Origin of the sequence: Rothia mucilaginosa (assembly GCF_901875305.1) — a bacterium.
Classification (GTDB): domain Bacteria; phylum Actinomycetota; class Actinomycetes; order Actinomycetales; family Micrococcaceae; genus Rothia.
Window position 1 is genome coordinate 182,693 of record NZ_CABFLY010000004.1, and the last position, 26,985, is coordinate 209,677.

The window sequence follows — 26,985 nt, forward strand, 5'->3', positions numbered from 1 at the left end:
AATGATGAGGAATACTGTTTATCCCTCTGGCAATGTGGAACATCCTGAGGTAACTATCGCCTCCCGCGACATTGTGGTGTATGCGCAGGGGCAGCCCATTCTCCAGAGTCCTCACTTTGAGGCATATGCGGGGGAAGTAACTGGCATTGTGGGTCCGAGCGGATGCGGTAAAACGACGCTTTTGAATGTGTTGGGTCTGCTGATGCCGCCTCATGAGGGTGAGGTTGTTATTGGGGGCCGGCATATGGAACATGCTCGCGAGAAGGAGCGTCTTGCGTTCTGGGCTGATGAAGCTTCCTTCGTTTTTCAGGATTACGGAATTATTGAGGAATGGAGCGTTATCGAGAATATTCTGCTTGATCGTAGGACCTTTGGTCGTGCTCGAATTACGGATGAGAGCCGTGAGCTTCTGAGCATCATTGGTCTTGAAGGGAAGGAACGTACTTCGGCTGCCCTGCTGAGTGGTGGTGAGAAGCAGAGAGTGGGCATTGCTCGGGCAATCCACAAGGGTGTGCGCTACATTTTTGCGGATGAGCCGACGGCAAGTCTCGATGCTGAGAACCGGGCATTGGTTGTTGAGCTATTGAGCTCTGCTGCTCGGCGAGGAGCCACAGTTATCGTGGCGACTCATGATGCAGATATGATGACCGCCTGCGATAGGCTATGCCGTCTTGAAAGCCCTACCAGAATTCCCGATTCGGGATTAGTGGATGTAAACGTAAATTCTCAACGGAAGGAGAATAAATCATGACGACAAGGAGCCCTCTAGCTCGTGATGAGTATGATCGTGTACCGGAAAATTCAGGAGGCGACACCCCTCGAAAAAACGGATTGTTGCACCTGCCGCGAAAAGTGGTGGGCGTTCTAGTATCTTGCGTGGTGTTTGTTGGCGCTCTTCTGGGCCTGTACTGGGGTGGAGCTTTTGAGCCATGGCTGAATGAGTATTCGACCACTACACCAGCTTGTGCAACAGCTTCTTCACCGGAGGACGTGCAGCAAGCTCTTGCACGGACTGAAGAGCTTAATGCTATTCGTTCGGCTGCAAAGAATGTTGAATTCTCCCAGACTCTTCTGTGCGATGGGCAGAAGGCTGTTTTGACGATTACGTATACTGACCGGTCGGATTTTAAATATTTGGACGATGCGGTGACTTCGGCACATTTGGGTGCTGCTGCTGAGATTAAGCTCAAGAGGTAGGCGTGTAAAGAACGGTGGTTGTTTATCGCCCCTGCGCGAACAACGATGACATATTAGGTTAGTGAACCCTAAGTTCCTGCTATATTCGGAGTGAAATATTGTGTCGCCGGATGCCAGGTTCTGTGTGGTGAGCCTTTTTCGGCATGAACAAGAAGGAGTCCGCCGTGACTGAAACCCCGCAGGAAAACACCGCCATTCCCGCCGAAAGCTACCCCGCCGCAGAATCCCTGCCGGTACGCCAGCGCGCCATCGTAGCAACCGACCGCCCCGCACGCTACATCAAGCAGCTCGGCTCGCACATGGGCCGCAAGCTCGGCACCGCAGAACTGCCCGATGGCATCCGCCTCACCTTCAACCGCGACGGCATTTTCCGCGGCTACGGTGACCTGCGCGAAATCGACGGCGCACTCGTCATGGAGGTACGCGCCGAAAACGACGAACAGGCTGCCCGCCTGGCGGATGTGCTGGACCGTCACCTGGTCCGCTTCGGTGAGCGTGACGAACTGGCCGTAACCTTTGAGGCGGTACCCGCCGCCTAGTAACTGACCCCCTAGTCTTCGCTTCGGGTCGCATGTGAAAGCTTTATGAGCCCCCGATGCGGTGAGTTTTTCTCGCCGTGCCGGGGGCTTTCGTGTGCCCGAGCGGCTCTGAAGGGGTGCTACTGAGAAGCTTTCAAGTATTACATGAAGTGATGTGACACTTTGTGTGAATTCCGTCAGTAAAAATTTTCCGCAGATTTAGAAATGTAAACATACTGGTCAGCACGATATAAAAATAAAGGTATTTTTGGCTTTAAGTGGGTTTATGTGTGAAACCCCTGGGAATAATGTTGGGATTGCGGTAGGGTTGAGACACTAAGCACACCACTTCACACCTCAGGAGCGACATGTCTGAGAACGCAGTAACCACCACCGCCAAGAAGGCGGGGCAGAAGGTCAAGGTCACCTTCAAAACCAGCACCGACCCTGCACGCCGCCGCGTCGGCGTTGCGGTCCTCGTCGGCATTATCGCCGGTATCTTCTCGGGCATTATCAAGTTCGGTTGGGAAGTGCCCTTCCCGCCGCGCACCCCCGAGCGTAACTCCACCAACCCGCCGCAGGCGTTGCTGGAGCAGATTTTCGGCATGTCCCCGGAAACCTCCCACGCAACCTACTCCTACCTGGGAAACGACCTGCCCTACATGAGCTTTATCATCCACTTCTCCTTCGCGATTTTCTTCGCGGTCCTCTACTGCGTGGTCGCCGAGTACTGGCCCAAGATTAAGCTCTGGCAGGGTGTCGTATTTGGTATCGTCCTGGACATCCTCTTCCACGTCATCATCATGCCCGCTATGGGTATCGTGCCCGCCCCCTGGAACCAGCCCTTCGGCGAGCACTTCTCAGAATTCTTCGGCCACATCATCTGGCTCTGGTCCATCGAACTGGTCCGCCGCGATTTGCGTAACCGCATCACCGGCGAGCCGGACGCCGAGTACCCCGTCGAGGCTCGCTAGGCTTCGCCCCTAAACTCCTCGCCCGCATACGGTTGAGGTAGCAAAAATCCACGCGGATGCGTGTTCCATACACCGCCCCGCCCTCCTGCACCTCGGAGGGCGGGGCGGTTTTTTGTGCGGAGCGGATCGACCGTAGCTCGCCCCGCAGCCCTCCACTGAGGCCGTATTAGGTGATAGAAAATTATCCTATTTGCTGAGCTTGTCCCCTTTTCCCCGTATAGGGGCGCTCCTGCCCGGTAAAATAGGCACGAAGTGAACACTAAGCTCACCGCGCCTTCACGCCGTACCGGGCGTTTGCCGGTGAACTTTGAAAGGAAGATATTCGTGTCTGAAGCAGCACGCCCCCTGCGCGTCGCCGTGATTGGTGCAGGTCCCGCCGGTATTTACACCGCCGACATCCTCACCAAGTCCGAAGAAGTCCGCACCGGCGCCGTCGAGGTCGCCATCGACATCTTCGACCGCTACCCCGCCCCCTTCGGCCTGATTCGTTACGGTGTGGCACCGGACCACCCGCGCATTAAGGGCATCATCACCGCCCTGCACAAGGTCCTGGACCGCGGCGACATCCGTTTCTTCGGCAACGTCGAGTACGGTAAGGACCTAACCCTCGCCGACCTGCGCGAGCACTACGACGCCATTATCTTCGCGACCGGAGCCATTCACGACGCAGCGCTGAACATTGAGGGCATCGACCTGGACGGCTCCTACGGCGCTGCCGACTTCGTCTCCTGGTACGACGGTCACCCCGACTACCCCCGCACCTGGCCGCTGAAGGCTGAGCAGGTAGCGGTGCTCGGTAACGGCAACGTCGCCCTGGACGTCTCCCGCATCCTCTCCAAGCACGCTGACGACCTGCTCGTCACCGAAATCCCCGATAACGTCTATCAGGGCCTGAAGGCTTCCCCCGTGACCGACGTGCACGTCTTCGGTCGCCGCGGCCCCGCACAGATGAAGTTCACCCCGCTCGAGCTGCGCGAACTCGCACACTCCCGTGACGTGGACATCGTCCTATACGAAGAGGACTTCCAGTTCGACGCCGCTTCCGAGGAAGCAATGGAGAAGAACGCCCAGACCAAGGTTATGATGAAGACCCTGCGCGGCTGGCTGGAAGACCAGAAGAACAACGAGCAGACCGCATCCCGCCGCCTGCACCTGCACTTCCTGCAGTCCCCGCACGAGATCCTCGGCGAAGACGGCAAGGTCGTGGGCCTGCGCATGGAACGCAACAAGCTCGACGGCAACGGCGGCATCATCGGTACCGGCGAGTACGTGGACTACCCCGTACAGGCCGTCTACCGCGCCATCGGTTACTTCGGTTCCGAGCTGCCCGAGGTCGGCTACGACAGCAAGCGCGGCGTGGTCACCAACGTTGAGGGTCGCGTCGTGGACGAGAACGGTGAGGTCGTTCCCGGCCTGTACGCAACCGGTTGGATTAAGCGCGGCCCCGTGGGTCTGATTGGCTCCACCAAGTCCGATGCGCTCGAAACCATCACCCACCTGCTTGAGGACCACGAGAACCTCTACACTGCCCCCGAGCCGGACGCCGAGACCTTCAGCGCCTACCTGGACTCTAAGGGCATCAAGTACACCACCTGGGAAGGCTGGCACCGCCTAGACGACCACGAGAAGGCACTGGGCGCAGCATCCAAGGACGCTGCCGGTGAGCCTCGCGCCCGCGTGAAGGTTGTGGACCGCGACGAGATGATTAACATCTCCCGTGGCGAGTAATCCTGCCGCGTAGTGGGTAGAACGTAGAAATCGACCCCGTACCGTGTGCCGGTGCGGGGTCGATTTTTGTCTCTTGCGGGAAATTGGGGAGGCGAGGAGGGGGTAAAGAAAACCCACCCCGCATCATGAGGTAATGCGGGGTGGGCGGGGTAGGTGCCGAAGACACTCGAGGACATACCCTCCGGCTACCCTGGACGCGCGGCGAACCCATGCAGTGGCTCCACGTGCGGCGCGTCCTCTAACGGGGTCTAGAAAGCTAAAGAAACACCAAGATTAGCTCTCTAAACAAGCACGCGGTCCTACGGCGTGTGGACCGCGCACACTTATTCAGACCTGGGGGATGCTGCTGGTGGCGTGGCATGTTTGACGCGCTCAGCGAGCTATGGACACAGTTGGAGGATCCAGGTTGCATGCTTTCGTACGGGATGGTGCCCGTGCCTGTCACGCGGTGATTCGTGGCGGGCGTTGCTGCCGACGCTGGATCCCCCATCAGATCTCTATACGGTTTATCGGTAAATAATGTGCGGTGACTTTCGTCGTTGGGACTTTCGGAAGTGGTCCCGTGAGGTCCGGAAGCGATCTCACGTCTCCTATAGTACGGTGCTCAAAGAGGGTGCTTCAAGCAATATTGGGGGCTATTTTGAGGCGAATATTATCTCGCCTTGTCAATCGCTAGAGGTTTATCAAATCTTTATATTTGTGTGTCGTCATAAATCCCGCTTTAGGTGCATTGGCGTAAAAATATGCCTCTGACAAGCCGGTTTATTGTATTCCCTGGAGTGAATATTTGCATTATGGTGCACACTTGCGAGACGCAGGGAATACTTTTCTTCAAAAAGTGCACTTTCACATAGCGCGCTACTAAATATGCGCTTGATATGCGCATCGGATAAATGACTATTTTGCCAAATATGCACAAAGTGCATTTTAGTAAATGTCGAAAAGGGCAAAAGTACTTCCGAGGTCACTCCATAAATTTAGGCATGCACGCGGGGCGCTTGTGCGAGATGCGAGGCGACGGAGGGTGGGAGGGATGCGGATTTTTTGAGTGCGTGTGCGCCTTCATGAATTTCCGGCAGGTGCCGCTCTCGGCAGGCCTGTGGGAAAGCGCCTACTCGACTGTCAGTGCGACCGTCAGTGGCTGTATGTGGCCCAGGTTGGCTGGAGTGATTAGGTGGGTATCTCCGTGAGCATCTCTCCTGTCGGCAATTCCTTGGGGCTATATAAGGGTAGCTTGGGGGGCGTGGAGGGGGATTGAACCTCAAAAACCGCATCCAAGAGGGATTTCGAAGAAAATTTAAAAATTTTTTATTTTTCACATAATTTGTTCTGACATGTTTAAATGATGGTGTCCTGGGACATAAATACCTGCGTATCAGCCTCGGAAACCCCCAAAATCGAACAATACGATTTGCGCGCTCTTCCGAACCTAGCGTAGACTAGTGGAGGTTCGAACGACGGGATGAATAAAGAACCTGTTCGATCGACTAGGCCCCCATCGTCTAGCGGCCTAGGACGCCGCCCTTTCACGGCGGTAGCACGGGTTCAAATCCCGTTGGGGGTACTTGCAAATCATATCGGTTTGCAAAGCCAAGTTAGATGATGTAGGATTTACTCCTGTTGATTCCAACAAGGCCCCGTAGCGCAGTTGGTTAGCGCGCCGCCCTGTCACGGCGGAGGTCGCGGGTTCAAGTCCCGTCGGGGTCGCTCTGGCCGCGTAAGTTCAGATGATTACTCATCCGAAGACGCGGTCATTGCGTATCTAAAACTAAATACGCAAGGCTCTGTAGCTCAGTTGGTAGAGCGTACGACTGAAAATCGTAAGGTCACCGGATCGACGCCGGTCGGAGCCACGAAATCCGCCTCCAGGCTTCTACAGTGGGGCAGGTTTTGTTTTTTAAAACACTTGGCGGTTGCAGATACTGCAAACTGTCGAAAGGGCGGCATCTTGGGAATAAAACCCTGGGGTGCCGCCTTTTTATATACGGTCTATGTACAGAACAGGTACACCACACTCACTGTAGAAACGCCCAGCAGGAAGCTACTCGATAATTTCTGCTGAAAGAGTGCATACAACGGGTTGCAGAAAGGATTGCCGCACCCATGACTGCCCAGAATTTCAGTACACAGCCTCCGGAGAGCTCACCCCAGATTCCCTGGGCAAAAAATGCGGTTGCCGACAGCGCTCAGGCAGGCGGAATCCGCTTCGACAACATCACCAAGAGCTACCCGAGTCGAACCGGTGAACCCACCACGGTACTGCAGAACCTGAACCTGCATATTCCCGCCGGGCAGATTACCGTATTCGTCGGCCCCTCCGGCTGCGGTAAAACCACTAGTCTGCGCATGATTAACCGCATGGTGGAGCCCAATAGCGGCACCATCACCATTGACGGCGTGAACGTGCACGAGAAGAACCCCTACGAGCTGCGCCGAGGCATCGGATACGTGATGCAGAACGGTGGCCTCATGCCGCACCGCACCGTTGCTCAAAACATTGCTACCGTGCCCCGGCTTCAGGGAATGTCGCGTCGTGAAGCGCGCGCCCGTGCCGTGGAATTGCTGGAGCTGGTGGGCCTGGACGCAGGCTACGCGGACCGCTACCCGGCCCAACTTTCCGGCGGCCAGGTGCAGCGCGTCGGCGTGGCTCGTGCCCTTGCCGCCAATGCGCCCATCCTGCTCATGGACGAGCCCTTTTCGGCCGTTGACCCGATTGTGCGCACCGAGCTGCAGCGCGAACTTCTGCATCTGCAGGCGCGCCTGGGTAAGACCATCGTGTTCGTGACTCACGATATCGACGAGGCGCTCCTGCTGGGCGATCGCATCGCCGTCTTTGCCGAGGGCGGTCGCCTGGCCCAGTACGGAACTCCCGAAGAGATTCTGTACAGTCCGGCCGATGACTTCGTGCGTTCCTTCGTGAGCCGCTCTGTCGCCGGCCTGCTCGATGAGCGCACGGTGCGTCAGGCGCGTGCTCGTCGCCTCGAGGGAATGCGCCGAGAGGCTCAAGAACACGCCCCGAAAGGCATGGATAACGAATGAGCGTTCTTCAATCTATTCTGTTGAGTGCACCTCCTCTAGCGGCCGGTGACCTGCACTGGGAATGGGTCGCGGCCAATGGTCGGCGCATCCTGGAGCTCACCCTCAACCACCTCTACCAGGCAGTCGTGCCCGTCGCGGTGGGGGCGGCCCTGGCCATGCCCGTCGCCTACTATGCCAGCCGTCGCCGCGCCTCGAAAGGCGGACGTCGCCCCGGCACGCTGATCCTCCTATACCTTTCCTCATTGCTGTACACGATTCCCTCCATCGCGTTATTCGTGCTGATGCCGCTCGTCCTGGGAACCTCGATTATTTCCCCGATGAACGTGCTGGTCGCGCTGAGCGTGTACAGCTTCTCGCTCATGGTGCGTGCCGGTGTGGATGCCTTCGACTCCGTGCCAGACAGCCTCTACGAATCGGCCCGAGCCCTCGGATACACACCCGGCCAGGCACGTCGCGAACTGATGGTGCCCCTGGCGGCACCCGTGATTCTATCGGGCCTGCGCGTGGCAACCGTCTCTAATATCGCCATGGTCTCCGTCGGTGCGCTCATCGGCGTGCCCTCGCTCGGCACCCTCTTCACCGACGGCCTAGCGCGCGATATTCCCTCTGAGATTCTGGTGGGTGTCGCCCTGAGCCTGGGCATGGCCTTCGTGCTTGACGGCCTCCTCATGCTGCTGACCCGTATCCTGACCCCCTGGCGTGCCGCTGAAAGAAGGAGGTAACCACCGTGAACGTTATCGAACGCACCTTCTTCTACCTGGGGGATGCCTCCCGCTGGCAGGGGAGCGATGGTATCACTGCGCGCCTGCTGGAACACCTGGGCATCACGTTCTTCGCCGTCGCCTGCGCGGCCGCGCTGGTGGTTCCGCTCGGCCTCTGGGCGGGACACCGCAGGAGCCGCTCGCGTCGTTGGGCTGCCAACCTGCTGACGACCCTCGTCGGCGCCAGCCGAGCCCTACCCGCCCTCGGTCTGCTCACCCTCGTGGCGCTCTGGCTAGGGATTTCGATTGTCCCCTCCCTGGTCGTACTGGTCATTATCGCCGCCGCACCACTGCTTTCCGGGGTGCTGGAGGGCCTCGCCTCCGTTCCCGAAGAGCTGGTGGATGCGGCCCGCGCCCAGGGCCTGACCGAATGGCAGATTCTTACGCGCGTTGAGATTCCGCTGGGATTACAGCTGATGCTGGGCGGCCTGCGTTCCGCGCTCGTGCAGGTCATCGCGACGGCCACCATCGTCGCCTACGTGAGCGGCGGAACCCTCGGTCGCTACCTCTTTGACGGCCTGGCGGTGCGCGACTACCCGCGCATGCTGGTCGCCACCCTGCTCGTGGCGCTTCTCGCCTTCGTCGTGGATGCGCTCATGGGCCTCGTGCAGCGCTGGCTCACCCCCGCGGGGCTCGCTATTAATCGTAGGAAGGCATGAATCCGATGAATCAGAAGCCTCATATCTTCTCGCGTCGCACCGTTCTGGGCGCTGCCGGAGTGCTCGGCGTGACGGGTCTTCTCAGTGCCTGCGGGCTCAGCGGTGAGAACGTCTTCAGCGGCGATCACGAGGGAATCGTCGTCGGCTCGGCGGCCTTCGCCGAATCCCAGATTCTCGCTGAAATCTTCGCCGGGGCGCTCAAAAAGGCGGGATTTAATGCCCGCACCCAGCTGAGCATCGGCGCGCGCGAGGCCTACCTGGGGGCGCTCGCCTCCGGCGCGGTGGACGTCATTCCGGATTACTCCGGCAACCTGCTGCTCTACCTCGACCCGAAGGCCACCGCCTCGACCGCCGAGGAAATTCTGCAGGCTTTGCCCGCGGCCCTGAGTACCCTGCAGACTCGCGGCGGTGAGTTGCGCGCGCTGAAGGCCTCCGCCGCCGAGGATAAGGACAGCCTCGTCGTGACCGCGCAGACTGCCCAAAAATACGGTCTGCGAAGCCTTGAGGATCTCGCCTCCCACTGCACCGACCTCAAGCTCGGCGCGGCCCCCGAGTTCGCCGAGCGCGCCTACGGTATCCCGGGCCTGAAGGAGAAGTACGGATGCGTTCCCGCTGAGTTCGTACCCCTCTCGGATGGAGGCGGCGCGCTGACCGTCAAGGCCCTGCTGGATGATACCGTGCAGGTGGTTGATCTTTACTCGACGACCCCCGCGATTGAGCAGAATAAGCTGGTGGTATTGGAAGACCCAAAGAATATGATTTTGGCCCAGCAGGTGCTGCCCATCGTGAATACTTCGCGGGTGCCCGAGAGCGCCGTGGAGGTGCTGAACCGGGTTTCGGAGAAGCTCACCACTGCCGACCTTCGCGTTCTTAACGACCGCGTGGCTGGCACCTTGAAGCAGGAACCCGCACAGGCGGCGGCCTGGTGGCTGGGCGAGCGGGGTTTCTAGAGCACCTCCTAAAATTCCTTGACAAGTATGGATAAAATCAAACCGACCTGGGAATATTCTTGAAATAGAATATTGCCAGGTCGGTTTATAGTGCTCTTTACCCGCAAGCTAGGGGAGAGGCACAGAGCCGCTTTTAGCCTTCGACGAGCAGCGCCAGAGCCTCGTAGGGGCGCAGGATCAGCGTCACCGTTTCAGCCGAATCAGCCGCGGCGGAATCGACCGTATATTTCTTGTAATTACACACCAGCACGCGACCGGAACGGACGAACTCAGCCGGAACCTCAACCTCGGTCGGCTCACCGTAGAAGTTCGTCAGCACCAGCAGACGCTGCGCCGGGTTATCGTTTTCAGTGTCACCTTCGGCGGGTAGCTCACGCAGGTACGCAAACACCCGCTCGTGATCCAGCGCGTAGGGCGCGTACGAACCCGCAGAGATGACCGGGTACTGCTTACGCAGGGCAATCAGGTTGCGGTAGTAGGGCAGGATAACGCCGTCGCGTTCCTCGTCCTCCACCGAAATACCGGCACCGGTCGCCGCATCGCGCACCGGGGCAGGAGCCAGCCAGGGCGACTCGGAACCGAAGCCGGCGGTTGCCGGATCAGCGGTCCACTGCATCGGCACACGCGAATTATCGCGGGCCTTCGCGCGCACAATCTCCAGAGCCTGCTGCTCGCTCAGACCGCGCTCACGCAGCATCGCGTAGGCGTTGTGCGCCTCCACATCCATGTACTGCTCGATGGAGGAGTAGACCGGGTCAATCATGCCGATTTCCTCGCCCTGGTACACGTACGGGGTGCCGCGCAGCAGGTGAATCACGGTCGCCAGCATGGTCGCCGACTCGGCACGGTAACGCTCAACGTCACCAAAACGGTTCAGCGCGCGAGGCTGATCGTGGTTATTCCAGAACAGCGCGTTCCAGCCGCCGCCAGCCTGCATACCCAGTGCCCAATCGTTCAGAATCTGCTTCAACTCGGCAAAACAGAACGGCACCTTTGACCACTTCTCGCCGTTCTCGTAGTCCACTTTCAGGTGGTGGAAGCTGAACACCATGTCTAGCTCGTGGTTTACCGGGTTGGAGTAACCCAGGCAGTTCTCGATGCTGGTCGAGGACATTTCGCCCACGGTCACGGTGTCGTCGTGCTGACCGAAGGAGGCGCGGTTCAGCTGCTGAATGCGTGTGTGCACAATCGGGGTATCGGTGTATTGTGCCTTGTCCACGGTTCCTTCGGGGGCGTCGAGTAGCTCCTCACCCTTGCCGATGACGTTAATAACGTCGAAACGGAAGCCGCGCACGCCCTTGTCGTACCAGAAGTTCACGACCTTAAACAGTGCGTCGCGCACGACCGGGTTGTACCAGTTCAGATCCGCCTGGGTGCGGTCGTACAGGTGCATGTAGAACAGGGGAGTGCCGTGCTCGTCCGTGTACTCGCCGAAGTGGGACCAGCAAGGCCCGCCGAACTTCGACTCCCAGTTGGTCGGTTCGCGTAGCTGGCCGTCCTCGGTGTATTTGCCGGGGCGAATGTAGAAGTAATCCCAGTACTTGCGCTCACCGGCGAGCGCACGCTGGAACCACTCGTGCTCGGTCGAAACATGGTTGAGCACCATGTCGAACATGACGCCCACACCGTGCTCGGCGAGGGCGGCAATCATCTCTTCGACGTCTTCCATGGTGCCCAGGTCGGGGTTGATGGCGTAGTAGTCGGAGATGTCGTAGCCGTTGTCGTTCTGCGGGGAGGCGAAGAATGGGTTGAACCACACCATGTCCACGCCCAGGGAGGCGATGTAGGGCACCTTCTCGATAATGCCGCGCAGGTCGCCGTAGGCGCCACCGGCCGAGGAGTAGAAGGACTTGGGGTAGACCTGGTAGATCACCGAGGACGCGAAGTCCTTGCCGCCTGCCGGGGTGGTTGCCGGGGTGAGGGTGAGTGATGCGGTGGGTGCCTGTGTCATCGAAACCTTCTGAAACGTAAGCAGGGTTCAGTGTGTATAAATCAGTGTGTTGGATACGAACCGCGCCGGTGCTACGTATGCACAACGAGGTCTGTACGCGGCAGACACAGCAGCCCGCCGCCTCCTGGTGCGTTCGCCGACTGAATATCGCCGCCTGCAACCTGAGCTCATTCCAGATTAGGGGGCATAATGGGGTGATATCCCCCATCTACCCCAAAGGGGGCAATTCTGCCGCAGATCCGGCACAACCCCCGTGGCCTCAACTCTCCCCCCGATTGGTGGTTGCAGGCTTGTGCGCGTTTCGATGCATGGAACCAAAGTGACCCTGAGCTGAAGAGCGTTGGACGCCGCGCGTAGAATCAGTAGTTGCATCACTACGGAAGGTTTAGAAATGCCCGAACTGCGTTCACGTACTTCAACTCACGGCCGTAATATGGCCGGTGCTCGCGCCCTGTGGCGTGCCACCGGTATGGGTGACGATGATTTCGGCAAGCCCATTATTGCGATCGCTAACTCTTTCACCCAGTTTGTGCCCGGTCATGTGCACCTGAAGAACATGGGTGAACTGGTCGCCGGTGCTATCCGTGAGGCGGGTGGCGTCGCCAAGGAATTCAACACCATCGCTGTTGATGACGGTATTGCTATGGGTCACGACGGCATGCTGTACTCGTTGCCTTCGCGCGACCTGATTGCGGATTCGGTCGAGTACATGGTGAACGCGCACCGTGCCGACGCCCTGGTCTGCATCTCGAACTGCGATAAAATCACCCCCGGTATGCTTCTGGCTGCTATGCGCCTGAACATCCCCACGATTTTTGTGTCCGGTGGCCCGATGGAGTCCGGTGCCGGCATCGAGGGCATCGTGGAGCACCGCCTCGACTTGATTGACGCCATGGTGATGGCTGTTGACGACAGCGTCAGCGATGAGGAGCTGGCCCAGGTTGAGAAGAACGCCTGCCCCACCTGCGGTTCCTGCGCTGGTATGTTCACCGCAAACTCCATGAACTGCCTGAATGAGGCTATCGGCCTGGCCCTGCCCGGTAACGGCACGACTCTGGCTACCCAGGTGGCTCGTAAGGAGCTGTTCCTGGACGCTGGCCGCCGCATCGTTGAGCTGGCCAAGCGTTACTACGACCAGGACGACGAGTCGGTTCTGCCCCGCTCGATTGCTACCAAGGAGGCGTTCGAGAACGCCATGGCCCTGGATGTGGCGATGGGCGGTTCGACCAACACCGTGCTGCACACCCTGGCGATTGCTCACGAGGCGGGCGCCGACTTCACCCTGGACGACATCGACCGTATCTCGCGTCAGGTTCCCTGCCTGGCGAAGATTGCCCCGAACTCCACCAAGTACCACATTGAGCATGTGCACCGTGCCGGCGGTATCCCCGCCCTGCTGGGTGAGCTGAACCGCGCCGGCCTGCTCCACAAGAACGTTCATTCTGTTCACGCGGATTCGCTGGACGAGTGGCTGGACGAGTGGGACATCCGCGGCGGCAAGGCCAGTGAGAAGGCCAAGGACCTCTTCCTGGCAGCCCCCGGTGGCGTGCGCACCACCCGCGCGTTCTCGACCGCGAACAAGTACGAGTCCCACGAGACTGACTCCGAGAACGGTTGCATCCGTTCGGTCGAGCACGCCTACACCAAGGATGGCGGCCTGGCGGTCCTGTACGGCAACATTGCCCAGAACGGCGCGATCATTAAGTCCGCCGGCATCGATGAGGAACTGTTCCACTTCAAGGGTCGTGCCTTCGTGGTCGAGTCCCAGGATGAGGCTGTGTACGAGATTCTGTCGAAGAACGTCAAGGAGGGCGACGTCGTCGTCATCCAGTACGAGGGTCCGAAGGGTGGCCCGGGTATGCAGGAGATGCTGTACCCGACCTCCTACCTGAAGGGCCTGGGCTTGGGTAAGAAGTGCGCACTGATTACTGACGGTCGTTTCTCGGGTGGTACCTCGGGCATCTCGATTGGCCACATTTCCCCGGAGGCTGCTGCTGGTGGCGCTATCGGCCTGGTGCAGACCGGTGACGAGATTGAGATTGACGTGAACAACCGCATCCTGCGCGTGAACGTTTCGGATGAGGAGCTGGCTGCTCGCCGCGAGGCGAAGGGTGCCGCGCCGTGGCGTCCGTCGAAGCCGCGTGAGCGTCACGTGTCGAACGCGCTGAAGGTGTACGGCATGCTGGCTGCTTCGGCCGATAAGGGTGGCGTGCGTATCCTGCCTGAGGATGCTTAAGTCGCTGACTTGATGGTCGTGAGGCTGGTGCGTTGCGGCCGGTCTCTGATGTAGTGGGATGCCTCAGCGTGGCGTCTGATAAGGGTAGTGCCCTACACCACATACATGTGGTGTAGGGCACTACCCTTATCGGTAGTAGCTCTCTTTTGTGGGTTCTCGGCGAGGTGTATTGCGAGGTTCCCTGGGTTGCAGTAGGGTGTAGGAGCACCCGGTTTGTATTCACCGACTCAGCACAACCACTCAAATACATTGCACCCACCGTACCTGTGAGGATTTGGCATTCATGCTTACCCTACCTGCACGTGTGCGGCGTCCCCTGACGCGCCGCGCACTAACCGCTTTGGCCTGCATCGGCGCACTAACTTTGAGTTCGTGTGCCGCCCACGAAGAATACTCTGATTCTGCTCCGATCACCTCGGCGGCTACCCCTACGGCATCTGTTGATGCGAAGACCCTCTTCCAGACCGCTGACGGTGCGTGGAAGGCTAACACGGTTCAGATTCCCCTCGGGTTGGATGCGCCGGCCACCTTTGATGCGGTTGCAACTCCCACCGCTGAGCCGAGCACCGATGCCGAGTATGAGGCGGCCTTTGCCACCTCGAGCGCCCAGACCACCGATCCCGGATCCCGTTGCGGCGTGACGAGCCTGCTGGGGGATTCCGCCGGTATCTACGTGTATGACGGATCCGATTGTACGAAGGCTCAGGAAACGATCCGTCTTTTCAATAACCGTAAGAGCCAGAACGGCACCGCCTCGGTGGAGTGGTACCAGTGCACAACCCAGGTGCAGGGCCGCGCCTACGTGACGGCGGCCTGCTTTACCCAGAGCGGTAGTGCCGAGAAGCCTCGCCTGGCGGTTATTCCCGCTACGACCCGTATGCTGTCGGGCACGCTGACTTTCGCTGAGGCGTACGGCGGCGGCACTTTTGGTCAGGGGGAGCAGGCGAAAACCGTTGAGACTCTGCGCTTCGCCAGCGCTGACGGTAAGGTAGCTTGCGCCATCAAGCCTGGAGGTGTGGACTGTCAGGCTATGGTGCCCCTTACCTTGCCGGGGTGGGACGCCGCGACCGGTGCGCCGCAGCAGCGAGTGCACCTGAACAAGGACACCGCGGAGGCCTCTCTGGTGGGTCAGACCTCCAGCCCGGAGCCGGTAGACACCCAGAAGATTATGACCCTACCGATTGGCCAAGTGGTGACCGCCTACGGGTACACCTGCAAGTCGGTGAATACCGGTAAGGTGCACTGCGTGAGCTCCGGTCATGGTTTTACCCTTGATTCGGTGGAGGTTGGCCTGGAGCGTCACTAGCGATTGCGCTCGCTTTCGGGACTTAAAGTACACGGTGCCCGGCACCCTTCAGAGGAAGGGATGCCGGGCACCGTATGTTTAGAGGCTACTTAGCGGAAGTTGACGATACGCACGTCCAGCTCGGAGGAGAGTAGCGGCTCCCATGCGGCGACAGCCTTCTGGAAGTGCTCGGTGGCCATGTGTGTATCCAGCAGAGCCTGGGATTCCCAACGCTCGATGAAAGCAAACTCGGTTTCGGAGACAGTACCGAAGTCGTAGCTGACGTTGCCCTCGTCCTTGCGGCTGGCGGTTACGAGCGGCTCAATGGTCTTGAGGAATTCCTCGACGTGCTCGGGCTTGACGGACAGTCCTGCGTAGACACCAATCATGGTTTCTCCTTCGGTTAGGGGCGGCTGGTGCCGCATCGTTGATGACTCTTTTACGGTACACCTTTGGGGCCGTTGCGTGGTTCAGGCGCGGCGGATGTCCACCCCGGTGGAAGCGGATGGCCGCTGACCCTTCGCTGACTGGAAAAAATTCTCACAAATGTTTGCGCCTCCTCCGGCTTCGACCTATAAAAGAAAGGTAAGTCAATCCGCACGCATGAAAGGAGAAGCGGAATGGTAGTCACGGGAGGTGACCGCATTGGTATTTTCACCGGCTCATATCAAACGATGCGCCCTGACCTGGGAGGCACCCGACTATAGTGCCTCCTACCCGGCCGGGTACACCAATCAAGGGGTCGCTGTTATTGCGGTAGCTCAGGAACACCGCGAGGCGCAGGGTTTTTGCTATTCGGCGCTGTCGACGGTGGTTTTTATTTCGAAGCAGGACGGCACCCGTACCGTCATCAATGAGGAGCCCCTGCTTTTTCAGCACACTCATTCGCTCATGGAGTCTTGCGATGAGGTGCATCCCCGCCTGCTGGGCCGGGCTGTGCTGGCTGCTTGGGATTACATTCCGGAGCAGTACCGTCGCAACCTGGTGACGATTGCGGCTGACCGTAAGCATTTGAAGCACCTGTTCCGCGATTGCGACCATCTGAAGACGATTATGGAGTATCGCGCTTTCGAGAAGGTGTTGGACCCCTACGATAATCACTCTCTGGGTGAGGTGCACGTGAAGCTGGCCGGCACCCCCGCCTATGAGCGGATGCAGGCTGAGGTCACCCGTACGCGTGAGACTGTGGACGCTATGGTGCATGATGCTCTGGATCCTCGCCCGCTGGAACAGCTGGAGGATTACAGCGTCTTTACGGACTGCTCGTTTCGTTCCACGCACAACAAGAAGTATCAGCGTGGCGGTCGCATGGGCATTGCCGGTGTGAGTGAGGACGGCTTCTACTTTCATGCTCATTATGACGGTGTGAATATCATGACCGGTGAGCTTTCGGCTGTGTTGGCCGCCTACACGGTGTTCCGTAGTGGTTCGCGTCGTCTGATTATTAACACTGATTCGTTGGGTGCCATTACCTTCGTGTTGCGCCTGGCTCATAGTCGTTGGGCTTTTGAGACCTGGGCTTCGGAGGGCGTGCAGGATGAACGCGTGGTTGCGCAGATGCGTGCTTTGACCGAGGCAATTCGTGAGAAGCGTGTGCTGGTGAAGCATGTTCCGGGCCATACGGGCCACGGCCTGCAGGAGAGTAGTGACTCCGTGTCGAAAATGCATCGGCATTTTCCCGGGCAAATTGTTGATAAACGACATCAAAGCGAATTCAATCAGCGCTGCGAGTCGATTATTACCGCTTTGGCGGGGTGCGCGAAGGCGGTTCGTCTGATGGCTCCCGACTGGATGCAGATTAAACCTTCTTCAATTCACACGGGAAACCGTTTGTGGCGTTAGAATAGAATTGGGTAGAAATAAACGCGCGATGCGTCCACCGCATAGAATCTATGCATTGAGTGGAGGCCTCGCGTGTTTCTTTTTGCCCTTTTCGGCTGAAACCTGGTGGTGCGAGCCAGTAGGGTAATCCCTGTAAGCAACATCTGACAAGGGCAGATGGAGTATAGAGACCTGGCGGAGTGAGATAGCGGGGAATACCCGGTGAACCTGAGCGGTAGTTCTGCCATGGTGTATATTTTCCATGCTTTGTATATTTAGATACACCCGTGCGTTTGTGAGGATACGAAAGCTCCCCTGATCTCGGTTATTCCGAGCTTTAGGGGAGCTTTGAGGTTATTTACCGGCGTGAGTAAACATAAACTTCATAATGTCAAGAATAATAATGGCGAGGGTGAGCCATACTGCGCTTCGGACAGTACGCCAGCAGATTGGTTCACCGCGGTAGTGAGCAATGACGAAGTTGAGGCTAAAAATACGCCACACCACGGTTGCCAGACAGAGAATAATTGTGAGGTCAAAGATGATGTCATATTTGCCACCAGACGGCAGAAGCATGGCCACAATCAGCAACATGACGGGGTACACTGTGGTGCCAAGAATGGGGCTTGCGTTGCGTAGTGCATGCTTAACAAATTCACGAGGAGGGGTGCCGCCGTGTAGCACCCGGTACTCCTGCATTTCAGCAATAACGTGGGCAATATAGGTGGTTAGGCCGGTGCCCGCAATGTAGAGGATTGCGGTACCGTCAAAGATGGATTTTGCATCGTAGAGGGTCAGCAACGCCGCTAGAACCAGAAAATTACCGTAGGTATACGCGGAAATACGGTGGGCAACGTCGTGTGCGTCGAGCTCTGCGAACTTACGGCGTGCTTTACGGATGAAGAGAGGCAATCTGGGATCCTTAGGTCAGTGTGGGAACAAAAATGCGGTCCCCGAGCGCACGAAAACAATTTAGAGGAGCGACGACCAGAGCCGGCAGAGGTTCTCAATCACCTTGATGCGGCGCGGACGCTCCGCCCACTGGGTGTACAGCAGCTCGGCGCATTTGCTTTCATAATCGGCCGTGACTTCCTCCAGCATGGTGACCATGGTGCGGTCGGTGATGAAGGTGGAAACCTCCATGTTGAGTGAGAAGGAACGCGGGTCCATATTGGAGGAGCCGATGAATGCCAGGTCGTCGTCCGCGAACATGAACTTGGAATGCAGTACGGTTGGGCTGGGATACTGAAGGATGCGCACGCCGGCCTGGAGTAGCTGCTCGTAGTAGGAGCGTTGCGCCATGTTGGGTAGGAATTGATCGCCCTTTTCGCACACAATCACGGTGGTTTCGATACCGGAGTAGGCCGCGTTGGTGAGCGCCTGAAGCAGGGTTTCTTCGGGCACGAAGTACGGGGAGCAGATGGTGATGCGCCGTTCGGCGTTATAAATCATGTAGTTGATGAGGCGTAGGTTGTTTTCCGTTTCGAAACCGGGGCCGGAGGGCACAACCTGGGCGCGCATCCCGTCGCCTACGTAGGGAATGTTTGTGTTAATTTCGGCGAGCAGTAGCTGGTTTGTTTCGGAGTACCAGTCGGAGACGAAGACGGCGTTGAGTTCTTCGACGACGGGACCGGTGCAGGAGAACGTGAGGTCCTTCCACCGCAGGCCTTTCTTGATGTTTTCGGGGGTGTCGTAGGAACGGTCGATGACGTTCTGCGAGCCGGAGAAGGCGACCTGGCCGTCTACGACGAGTATCTTGCGGTGGTTGCGCAGGTCGGGGCGCTGCCATTTGAGTTTCCAGGGCTTGATGGGTAGCGTGAGCTTCCATTGCATGCCGGATTCGTTGAGCATCTTCACGAGACGCTTGTAGGAAGGGTATTTCCGTGAGCCGATGTGGTCGATGAGTACGCGCACCTGCACGCCGCGGCGGTGGGCTGCGAAGAGGGAGTCCCAGAGTACGGCGCTGGTTTCATCGTAGGCGGCGATGTAGAACTCGAAGTGCACGTATTCGGTGGCGCGGTCGACTTCTTCGGCCATGGTGACCATGGCTTGGTGGTTATCGGTGTGGAGGGTGAATTGGTTGCCGCCGACGAGGGGGAGGGAGCCGAGGGTGTAGTTGAGCTGGCTGGCTACGAGCGCCGGATCAGAGAGGTCGTCGGTGCGCGCCAGGAAGGGGGTGCCGGCGGTGGCCTCGCGAATCATGTCGTTCATGGCGTGTTGTCGAGCGCGTCGGTAGGCGGGTAGGCGTGAGGACCCGAAGACGAGGAAGACGAAGAATCCGGCGTAGGGGATGAAGAAAATAGCCATGAGCCAGCCGAGGGCGACCACGGGCTTGCGGTTGTACGGAAGCCAGAAGAGGGCAATGAGTCGAATGAGGATATCGAGAATGCCGAGGGTGATGCGGAGCCAGTCGGGCAGGAAGTCGAGGTATGCGGGGGCAAACAAATTCACCCGTCTATTATGCCGTGGTTGGTGAACTCATGCGGGGTTCGGGGTGCGCAGTCTGATGTAGGGGGCTGTGCTGTTTGGGGGAGAGTACAAAAAGGCACGGGGTAAGTCGTTGCAGGGGGTGTGGATGTCCATTTGAGCATTTTATGCAGGGATGTAATAATTGCACTCATGCAGAAAAAGGAACTGAGTCTTCGAGAACGACGACGCGAGCAGACCTGGCGCGCCATCCACGAAGCGGCTCTCAGTCGCGTCCGTGAGCACGGGATGCGCGGAACTACCGTTGAGGAGATTGCGCAGGAGGCCGGGGTTTCACCCCGCACTTTCTTCAATTACTTCCCTTCTAAAGAAGATGCCGTCCTGGGCCTGCGCGAGCCGGTTGTCAGCGAGGAGATCCTCGAAACCGATCGTCTCCACGAGGACGAAAACACGATTATTCGTGTCACCCACCTGCTGTGGCAGATTATTTTCCACAGCTTCTACTACATCAAGGTCAAGAACAACGACTTCCAGACGCACTGTCGTGAGTTCCCCGACTCAATCAAGCGCTTCAAGATGCACCATATGCGGTGTGAGCAGGTGCTCACCGAGTATCTGAATACGATTGACTGGGTTGCTTTTGATGCTGCTGGGCGTCGTGGTCCTTTCCCCCGCCGGTCCCCGTCGGACCCGCTGACTGAACATCTGCAAGAGCGTGCGCGCGCCAAGGTGCAGTTGGCCTCGGCGGTTTTGCGTCAGCTGGAGTTCGCACGTCACCTGGAGGACGAGGAAGAAATTAACCGCGGTATCCGACAGACGGTGAAGACTTACCAGTTCCTGCTTTTTGAGCAGAGCCGCCCGGCGATATAGCGCCTCCTTATCCTGCCCGTTGGGATGGGGCAGCTTCGAATTTACCGGAGGAATACTCCTGGGCGCACCTCATGGAGGCCCCGGAATCTTGTGGCGTTCGCGCCACCGCACAGCACGACAACGCATTAGTCACAGAACATAACTAGAAGAGGTCATTATGAGTTCGAAACCCGCCAGCCGTGCGGCGTCCTCTCCTGCAGGAGAAGACACAGCGCAACAGAGTACTCACACGACGGGTGCGCAGACGCTCAGCAAGAACCGTATCCGCACTATGTTTGTCGGTCTGATGATTGTGATGCTCATGTCTTCACTGAATCAGACGATTCTGGCGCCGTCGCTACCCACCATTGTGGGCGAGCTGCACGGTGTGGAGCACATGAGCTGGGTGATTACTATTTTCATCCTGCTCTCGACGATTACGATGCCGGTCTACGGCAAGCTGTCCGATCAGTTTGGACGTAAGCCCTTCCTGATTTTCGCGATTGTCGCCTTTATGGCTGGTTCTGTGGTTGGTGCGCTCGCCGATAGCATGGGTTGGTTGATTGTGGCTCGTGCTCTGCAGGGTCTGGGTGGTGGTGGCCTGATGATTCTGTCTCAGGCTGTGATTGCTGATGTGATTCCTCCCCGTGACCGTGGCCGTTATATGGGTGTTATTGGTGGCGTTTTTGCGTTCTCCTCGGTGGCTGGCCCGCTGATTGGTGGTTGGATTACTGAGGGCCCGGGTTGGCGTTGGGCGTTCTGGCTGAACTTGCCGCTGGCTATTCTGTCGATTCTTGCGGTGATTTTCCTGTTGCCGCACCGTCCGTTCCGTGACCGTGAGAGGCACAGCGTTGATTACCTGGGTTCGCTGATTCTTATGTCGGGTACGAGCGCGCTGGTGCTCGCTACGATTTGGGGCGGTAACCAGTACGAGTGGACTTCTCCTGAGATTATTGGCTTGTTGGTCTTCTCGGTGGTGGCAGCGCTGGTGTTTATCCCGGTGGAGAACCGTGCGGTTGAGCCGATTATGCCGATGTACCTGTTCAAAAACCGTAACTTTGTGCTGACCTTGGGTGCTTCGCTGGCCCTGGGTGTGGCGATGTTCGGTGCGGTGGAGTACATCCCGACCTATCTGCAGATGGCGCTGGGTGTGAGTGCTACGGCGGCCGGTCTGCTGATGATTCCCATGATGGGTGTTCTGTTGGTGGTGTCGATTATTACCGGCCGCCTGGTGTCGAAGACGGGACGGTACAAGGCGTACGTCACTGTGGGTACGGCGATTGTGGCCTTTGGTCTCTTCCTGCTCTCCCGGGTGGATTTGGAGACTCCGACCTGGCTGTTCTGCGTGTACCTGGGTGTGATGGGTGCCGGTTTGGGTATGTCTATGCAGTTCTTGACCTTGATTGTTCAGAATGCGTTCCCGGTGCGCCTGGTGGGTACTGCGACGGCGGCTAATAACTTCTTCCGTCAGGTGGGTTCGACGGTAGGTGCATCCCTGGTGGGTGGTCTATTTACCTCGCGTCTGACTTCGCTGATTTCTGAGCGTATGCCGAAGCAGGCGTTGCAGTCTTCGGGCGATCACGCGTCGTCGTCGCTTACCCCGCAGATGGTTTCTGCCCTGCCGGAGCCGGTGCACGGCATCATTGTGAATGCGTATAACGATGCGCTGATTCCGCTGTTCCTGTACCTGGTGCCGCTCTGCTTGGTGTCTACGTTGCTTCTGCTCTTCATTCGTGAGGATGCGCTCGCAACGACTCTGGAGACTGAGCCTGCTGTTGATGTTGCTCGTGCGGCGACCGGTGCTATTCCTGTGATTACTCCGGAGATGGCGGTTCAGGATGCTCAGGAGCTTGAAGAGATGCACGGCTCTGCTCGTGCTCGTATTGATGAGTCGTTGAGCTCGGAGGCTTCGGCTGAGTCGGTGGTCGGTGAGTCCGGTTCCTCGGAGTCTTCGGATGCATCTCCGGAGGCGAAGGCCTAGCTTAGCATTTTGTTGAGCTGATGCCCGGTGTCCTGCGTGGGTCGATACCTCGTGGGGCACCGGGTTTTGTCTGTCGTTGGTGCGTGGGTGTTGCCAGTTTGAGGATGGAGAGATAGTGCACTATTGAGGTGAGCCTTAGCTTCTATTTCAGCTTTATGACCTGTTGGTTTAGCCACTGAACTAGTGGGTTTACGTGGAGTTTTACCCTGATAATGCCCCTATCGAAAGTGTCATAACGTCCTTATGTCGTGGGGAATGTTTCCGAAGTAAAATTTTCGTAAAAATTATTAATTCGCCCCTTTGCCCCGGTAATTCCGGGGTATTTTTTTACACAGGGTCTTTCCAGCCTGTGTACAGGGTGTTCTAAGGGGTGAGAGCGCCCGATGTGGGTTTGGTGGAAATGTTACGGGCTATATAAGATAAAGTAACTATGCTCCTAGTGACAGTCATCACGAAACAGCGCACTGGGACAGCATGACACACATGCCTTAACACCGACATCTACACAAGGAGGGGAACCGTCCCATGTTTAGGTACATCCTCCAGCGATCGCTGACGTATCTCGTCATGGTCTTTATTACGACCACAATGGGTTACTTTGCTGCGGTTACTGCCCTGAAGCCTGCTCTGCTGGAGCAGGAAAAGGTTCCGAAGCCCAGTCCTGAGCAGGTGAACCGCAACTTCGCATCACTGGGTCTTGACCCTGAGATGAACCCCTGGGACCGCTACGTGCAGTGGCTGACCAACGTCGTGACCAAGTTCGACTGGGGTCGTAGCCCCAATGGCGCGTACATCAACCAGGAGTTTGGCCAGCGCGTGTGGGTTTCGACCCGACTGCTGTTGGTCGCAACCCTCCTGTCCATCGTGATTGGTATCGCTCTGGGTGTGTATTCGGCAGCTCGCCAGTACAAGTTCTCTGACCGTGTGATTACCGGTTACTCCTACCTGGTTTACATCATCCCCGCCCCCGTTGCATACTTCGTGGTGCAGCAGGGCGCGACCACTATCAACAACATTGCTGTTGCTAATGGTGGAGAGAAGATTTTCTACGTGACCGGTATTTCGACGCCGGGTCTAACTGGCTTCTGGGAAATCACCCTCGATATGGCGGCGCACTACATTGTGCCGACTTTCTGTATGACCATCTTCGGTTGGGCTGGCTACCAGATTGCTCAGCGTCAGTACCTGCTCGATAACGTGAACGCCGACTTTGTGCGTACCGCTCGCGCTAAGGGTCTGACCCGTAACCAGGCTATTACCCGTCACGCTCTGCGCGTGTCCTTTATTCCCGTGGCGCAGTCCATCGCTTACCAGATTCCGCTGATTTTCGCGGGTGCATTCTTCGCGGAGAGTGTGTTCGCGTGGCCCGGTATCGGTAAGTGGTCGATTGACTCCATCTCCTCGCAGGATGTGAACGCAGCGACGGTGACTCTCGCTTACGGTTCCGCCCTCTTTGCCGTTGGTGCAATCATCGCTGATATTGCGACTACCGTCGTTGACCCCCGAGTGAGGATCTCATGAGCCAGGTAACTGCAACTTCCTCCGTGCCGGTGGTACAGGAGAATGGTGACTTCAAGGTCATCAACAAGAACGTCATTATTCTGCGCCGCTTCCTGCGTAACAAGGCGGCTGTTTTCGGCCTTGCGGTCTTTATCGGTATGGGCCTGTTTGGCCTGTTTGGTAAGTACCTGACTAAGTACAAGCCGAACGACATTGACTACATGGCCCTGGGTGAAGGCCCGAGCGCCGACCACTGGTTTGGCACCACCATTGCTGGTAATGATGTGTTCGCCATGATGGTGGAGGCCGTGTGGACCTCCCTTGAGATTGGTGTGATTGTTGGTCTGGCAACCGTGCTGATTTCCGCAGTGTACGGCTGTGTGATGGCCTACTTCGGTGGCTGGATCGACAAGATTATGCTCTTCATCCTGGAAACCCTCATCATGGTTCCCTCCCTGCTGATTCTGGCTATCCTGATCAACGGTCAGGTTGGTAAGCAGATCCAGAAGAGCGTGCCGACCTGGATTCTGCTCGCTGCCGTGCTGATTGCCTTCGGCTGGATGGGTAGCGCCCGTGTGATTCGTGCAATGGCGCAGTCTCTCATCAGCCGCGACTTTGTGAAGGCTGCACGCTACATGGGCGTGCACCCCCTCAAGATTGTGATGCGTCACCTGGTGCCGAACATCGGCTCCCTGCTGGTTCTGAACTTCACCAGCGGCATCATGAACGCTGTGCTCTCCGAGGTTGCTTACTCCTTCATCGGCATCGGTATTAAGTACCCGAACTACTCGTTGGGTTCGCTGATTTCGGATGCTTCGCAGCAGATTAACACTCTGCCGCACATGTTCTGGTTCCCGGTTCTGTTCTTCTTCCTGCTGGTCGGCCCGCTGGCTCTCATGAACGATGGTCTGCGTGACGCCTTCGACCCGACCTCCATGTCGGTCGGTAAGATCAAGAAGTCTAAGAAGAACGAGAAGAAGGAGGCGAAGAACTAATGAGCACCTCTCCCGTTCTGAGCGTTAAGGACCTCAACGTCCGATTCAACACCGAAAACGGTGTCGTGCACGCCGTGCGCGGTGTGAACTTTGACCTGTACCCGGGTAAGACCCTGGGTATTGTGGGTGAGTCTGGTTCCGGTAAGTCGGTGGCTTCGATGGCCATCATGGGTCTGCATCCGACCACCGCGGATATCACCGGTTCGATTAAGTACAACGGCACCGAGCTGCTGGGCTTGAGCGATAAGGAAATGTGTGCCTACCGCGGCAAGCACATCTCCATGATTTTCCAGGACCCGCTGTCCTCGCTGACTCCCGTGTACACCATTGGTGACCAGATTGCCGAGGTGCTCAAGGTCCACAACAAGGGCATGAGCAAGCAGGCTATCAAGGACCGTTCGATTGAGCTGATGCGCATGGTGGGCATCCCCTCGCCGGCTGATCGTCTGCGTTCTTTCCCGCACGAGTTCTCGGGCGGTATGCGCCAGCGCATCATGATCGCTATGGCCATCGCGAACGACCCCCGTGTGCTGATTGCTGATGAGCCCACCACCGCACTGGATGTGACCATTCAGGCGCAGGTGCTGGAGGTCATGCAGAAGGCCCAGGAGGAGACCGGCGCGGCTACCATCATGATTACCCACGACCTGGGTGTTGTGGCGGGCATGGCTGACGACATTCTGGTGATGTATGCCGGTAAGCCGGTGGAGATTGCCAAGGCAGAGGACCTGTACAAGCATCCCTCCCACCCGTACACCATTGGTCTGCTGGGTGCGGTTCCGCGTGTGGACCGTTCTGAGAAGGTCTCCCTGGTTCCGATTGAGGGTACCCCTCCGAACCTGATTAAGCCCGTGACCTGCTGCTCCTTCCGCCCGCGTTGCCCCATTGCTAAGAGTGGTGGCCAGTGTTGCCAGGACTCCAACGGCGAGCCTGAGCTGCAGCTGCTGGAAGGCGTCGGCGAAGGTCACTACTCGGCCTGCACTATCTCTCAGGATTTGGTCGGTAAGACTGCTGACGAGTTGTACCCGGTTCCGGAACCCCCGGTCTCGAAGTATCACGGTATTCCGCGTGAGGAGCGCGCTCCTGTGCTGGAGGTGCGTAACGTCAAGAAGCACTTCCCGCTCATGAAGGGTGCTCTCATCAAGCGCCGCGTGGGTACCGTGAAGGCCGTCAATGGCGTAACCTTCGATATTCGCGAGGGCGAATGCTTCTCCATCGTGGGTGAGTCCGGTTGTGGTAAGACCACCACCCTGCTGGAAATCATGGAGTTCAACAAGGACACCGATGGTGAGATTCTGATTAACGGCGTCTCCACCAAGGACGGTAAGTCCGCCGGTGAGATTCTTGCACTGCGTAAGAACCAGCAGATGGTGTTCCAGGACCCGACCGGTGCCCTGGACCCGCGTTTCACCGTCTTCGAGGTTTTGGCTGAGCCCCTGGAGAACCAGGGTATGAAGAAGTCCGAAATTAAGAAGCGCGTTGTTGAGCTGATGCGCACGGTGGGCCTGCAGCCCGATCACGTGAACCGTTTCCCGAACCAGTTCTCGGGTGGTCAGCGTCAGCGTATCGGTATCGCCCGTGCCCTGGCCGTGAACCCCAAGCTGGTGGTTCTGGACGAGCCGGTGTCGGCACTGGACGTGTCGGTTCAGGCGGGCGTGATTAACCTGCTGGAGGAGTTGCGCGCCAACCTGGGCCTGAGCTACCTGATGGTGGCTCACGACCTTGCGGTGATTCGCCACGCCTCCGACCGCGTCGCGGTGATGTACCTGGGCCGCATTGTGGAAATTGGTGATGTGGACCGCGTGTTCGACAACCCGATTCACCCGTACACTCGTGCTCTGCTCTCGGCTATCCCGGTTCCCGATCCTGAGGTTGAGGCTAACCGCCACCGCATCATGCTGGAAGGTGATCTGCCCACCCCGGTGAACGCTCCGCAGGGTTGCGGCTTCTCGAGCCGTTGCCCGATTTTCAAGCTGTTGCCTGAGGATAAGAAGCAGCGTTGCCTGGAGAAGATGCCCGAGATTACTCACGTTGAGGGTGAGGATCACGGATATGCTTGCTACTACCCTGAAGCCGAAGCGGCCATGGTGTAGCTCTAGAGTCGGCTGAAAAGT

At 58.0% G+C, this 26,985-nt stretch carries 21 protein-coding genes and 3 tRNA genes; 20 read left to right on the plus strand and 4 right to left on the minus strand.

Going from position 1 to position 26,985, the window contains the following annotated elements:
- Position 1 precedes the first annotated feature (1 nt).
- The 12 genes from JX292_RS06210 (at position 2) to JX292_RS06265 (ending at position 9,826) form a co-directional block, all read left to right on the plus strand.
- Positions 2–751: an ABC transporter ATP-binding protein gene (locus JX292_RS06210; protein WP_204862641.1), complete on the plus strand. Its 750-nt coding sequence runs from the start codon at positions 2–4 to the stop codon at positions 749–751.
- Positions 748–1,197 (plus strand): hypothetical protein, encoded by a 450-nt coding sequence (locus JX292_RS06215; RefSeq protein WP_239653671.1) that lies wholly within the window; start codon positions 748–750, stop codon positions 1,195–1,197. Before JX292_RS06210 ends, JX292_RS06215 begins: the two co-directional genes overlap by 4 nt.
- A 164-nt stretch (positions 1,198–1,361) precedes the next feature.
- Positions 1,362–1,736, plus strand: a complete 375-nt coding sequence (locus tag JX292_RS06220) for a DUF2218 domain-containing protein (RefSeq protein ID WP_204862644.1) — start codon at positions 1,362–1,364, stop codon at positions 1,734–1,736.
- A 347-nt stretch (positions 1,737–2,083) separates the two neighbouring features.
- The gene (locus tag JX292_RS06225; protein ID WP_204862646.1) at positions 2,084–2,689 is read left to right on the plus strand and encodes a YagU family protein; all 606 of its coding nucleotides are present in this window, start codon (positions 2,084–2,086) and stop codon (positions 2,687–2,689) included.
- A gap of 324 nt (positions 2,690–3,013) precedes the next feature.
- A complete protein-coding gene (locus tag JX292_RS06230) occupies positions 3,014–4,417 on the plus strand; it encodes an FAD-dependent oxidoreductase (RefSeq protein WP_204862648.1) in 1,404 nt (467 codons plus the stop codon).
- Positions 4,418–5,908: 1,491 nt separating this feature from the next.
- Positions 5,909–5,981 (plus strand) — tRNA-Glu (locus JX292_RS06235).
- Positions 5,982–6,050: 69 nt separating this feature from the next.
- A tRNA-Asp gene (locus tag JX292_RS06240) sits at positions 6,051–6,124 on the plus strand.
- Positions 6,125–6,197: 73 nt separating this feature from the next.
- Positions 6,198–6,270, plus strand: a tRNA-Phe gene (locus tag JX292_RS06245).
- 250 nt (positions 6,271–6,520) lie between these two features.
- Positions 6,521–7,456, plus strand: coding sequence for an ABC transporter ATP-binding protein (locus tag JX292_RS06250; RefSeq protein ID WP_204862650.1), 936 nt, complete (start codon positions 6,521–6,523; stop codon positions 7,454–7,456).
- Positions 7,453–8,178: an ABC transporter permease gene (locus tag JX292_RS06255; protein ID WP_204862652.1), complete on the plus strand. Its 726-nt coding sequence runs from the start codon at positions 7,453–7,455 to the stop codon at positions 8,176–8,178. The genes JX292_RS06250 and JX292_RS06255 overlap by 4 nt, the downstream gene beginning before the upstream one ends.
- 5 nt (positions 8,179–8,183) lie before the next feature.
- A complete protein-coding gene (locus JX292_RS06260) occupies positions 8,184–8,876 on the plus strand; it encodes an ABC transporter permease (RefSeq protein ID WP_204862659.1) in 693 nt (230 codons plus the stop codon).
- A gap of 5 nt (positions 8,877–8,881) precedes the next feature.
- Positions 8,882–9,826 (plus strand): ABC transporter substrate-binding protein, encoded by a 945-nt coding sequence (locus JX292_RS06265; protein ID WP_204862661.1) that lies wholly within the window; start codon positions 8,882–8,884, stop codon positions 9,824–9,826.
- A gap of 133 nt (positions 9,827–9,959) precedes the next feature.
- On the opposite strand, the gene JX292_RS06270 is transcribed toward JX292_RS06265, so the two are convergent.
- Complete coding sequence (locus JX292_RS06270) at positions 9,960–11,777, minus strand: alpha,alpha-phosphotrehalase (RefSeq protein ID WP_204862663.1); 1,818 nt, start codon at positions 11,775–11,777, stop codon at positions 9,960–9,962.
- A 391-nt stretch (positions 11,778–12,168) separates the two neighbouring features.
- On the opposite strand from JX292_RS06270, the gene ilvD reads away from it, so the two are divergent.
- Both ilvD and JX292_RS06280 read left to right on the plus strand, forming a co-directional pair.
- Positions 12,169–14,013 (plus strand): dihydroxy-acid dehydratase, encoded by a 1,845-nt coding sequence (gene ilvD / locus JX292_RS06275; RefSeq protein ID WP_204862664.1) that lies wholly within the window; start codon positions 12,169–12,171, stop codon positions 14,011–14,013.
- Between the two features lie 283 nt (positions 14,014–14,296).
- A complete protein-coding gene (locus JX292_RS06280) occupies positions 14,297–15,319 on the plus strand; it encodes a 2-oxoglutarate dehydrogenase (protein WP_204862666.1) in 1,023 nt (340 codons plus the stop codon).
- Positions 15,320–15,408: 89 nt separating this feature from the next.
- Here JX292_RS06280 and JX292_RS06285 read toward each other — a convergent pair whose 3' ends face one another.
- Positions 15,409–15,687 (minus strand): putative quinol monooxygenase, encoded by a 279-nt coding sequence (locus JX292_RS06285; protein ID WP_204862668.1) that lies wholly within the window; start codon positions 15,685–15,687, stop codon positions 15,409–15,411.
- A gap of 256 nt (positions 15,688–15,943) precedes the next feature.
- Between JX292_RS06285 and JX292_RS06290 the strand changes: the two genes are divergently transcribed.
- Positions 15,944–17,140, plus strand: coding sequence for an RNase H family protein (locus JX292_RS06290; protein ID WP_204862670.1), 1,197 nt, complete (start codon positions 15,944–15,946; stop codon positions 17,138–17,140).
- A gap of 333 nt (positions 17,141–17,473) precedes the next feature.
- Here the strand turns inward: JX292_RS06290 and JX292_RS06295 are convergent, their stop codons facing one another.
- Positions 17,474–18,031, minus strand: coding sequence for a hypothetical protein (locus JX292_RS06295; RefSeq protein WP_204862672.1), 558 nt, complete (start codon positions 18,029–18,031; stop codon positions 17,474–17,476).
- A 60-nt stretch (positions 18,032–18,091) separates the two neighbouring features.
- On the minus strand, positions 18,092–19,570 hold the full coding sequence (gene cls, locus JX292_RS06300; RefSeq protein WP_204862677.1) for a cardiolipin synthase: 1,479 nt from the start codon (positions 19,568–19,570) through the stop codon (positions 18,092–18,094).
- A gap of 168 nt (positions 19,571–19,738) precedes the next feature.
- Here cls and JX292_RS06305 point away from each other — a divergent pair, with 168 nt between their 5' ends.
- From JX292_RS06305 to JX292_RS06325, 5 genes are all read left to right on the plus strand, one after another.
- Complete coding sequence (locus JX292_RS06305; protein ID WP_204862678.1) at positions 19,739–20,416, plus strand: TetR/AcrR family transcriptional regulator; 678 nt, start codon at positions 19,739–19,741, stop codon at positions 20,414–20,416.
- 157 nt (positions 20,417–20,573) lie between these two features.
- Positions 20,574–22,376, plus strand: coding sequence for an MDR family MFS transporter (locus tag JX292_RS06310; protein ID WP_239653673.1), 1,803 nt, complete (start codon positions 20,574–20,576; stop codon positions 22,374–22,376).
- Positions 22,377–22,901: 525 nt separating this feature from the next.
- Positions 22,902–23,897 (plus strand): ABC transporter permease, encoded by a 996-nt coding sequence (locus JX292_RS06315; RefSeq protein WP_204862679.1) that lies wholly within the window; start codon positions 22,902–22,904, stop codon positions 23,895–23,897.
- Positions 23,894–24,871: an ABC transporter permease gene (locus JX292_RS06320; protein WP_204862680.1), complete on the plus strand. Its 978-nt coding sequence runs from the start codon at positions 23,894–23,896 to the stop codon at positions 24,869–24,871. Before JX292_RS06315 ends, JX292_RS06320 begins: the two co-directional genes overlap by 4 nt.
- Complete coding sequence (locus JX292_RS06325; protein ID WP_204862681.1) at positions 24,871–26,964, plus strand: ABC transporter ATP-binding protein; 2,094 nt, start codon at positions 24,871–24,873, stop codon at positions 26,962–26,964. Before JX292_RS06320 ends, JX292_RS06325 begins: the two co-directional genes overlap by 1 nt.
- Positions 26,965–26,985: the final 21 nt, after the last annotated feature.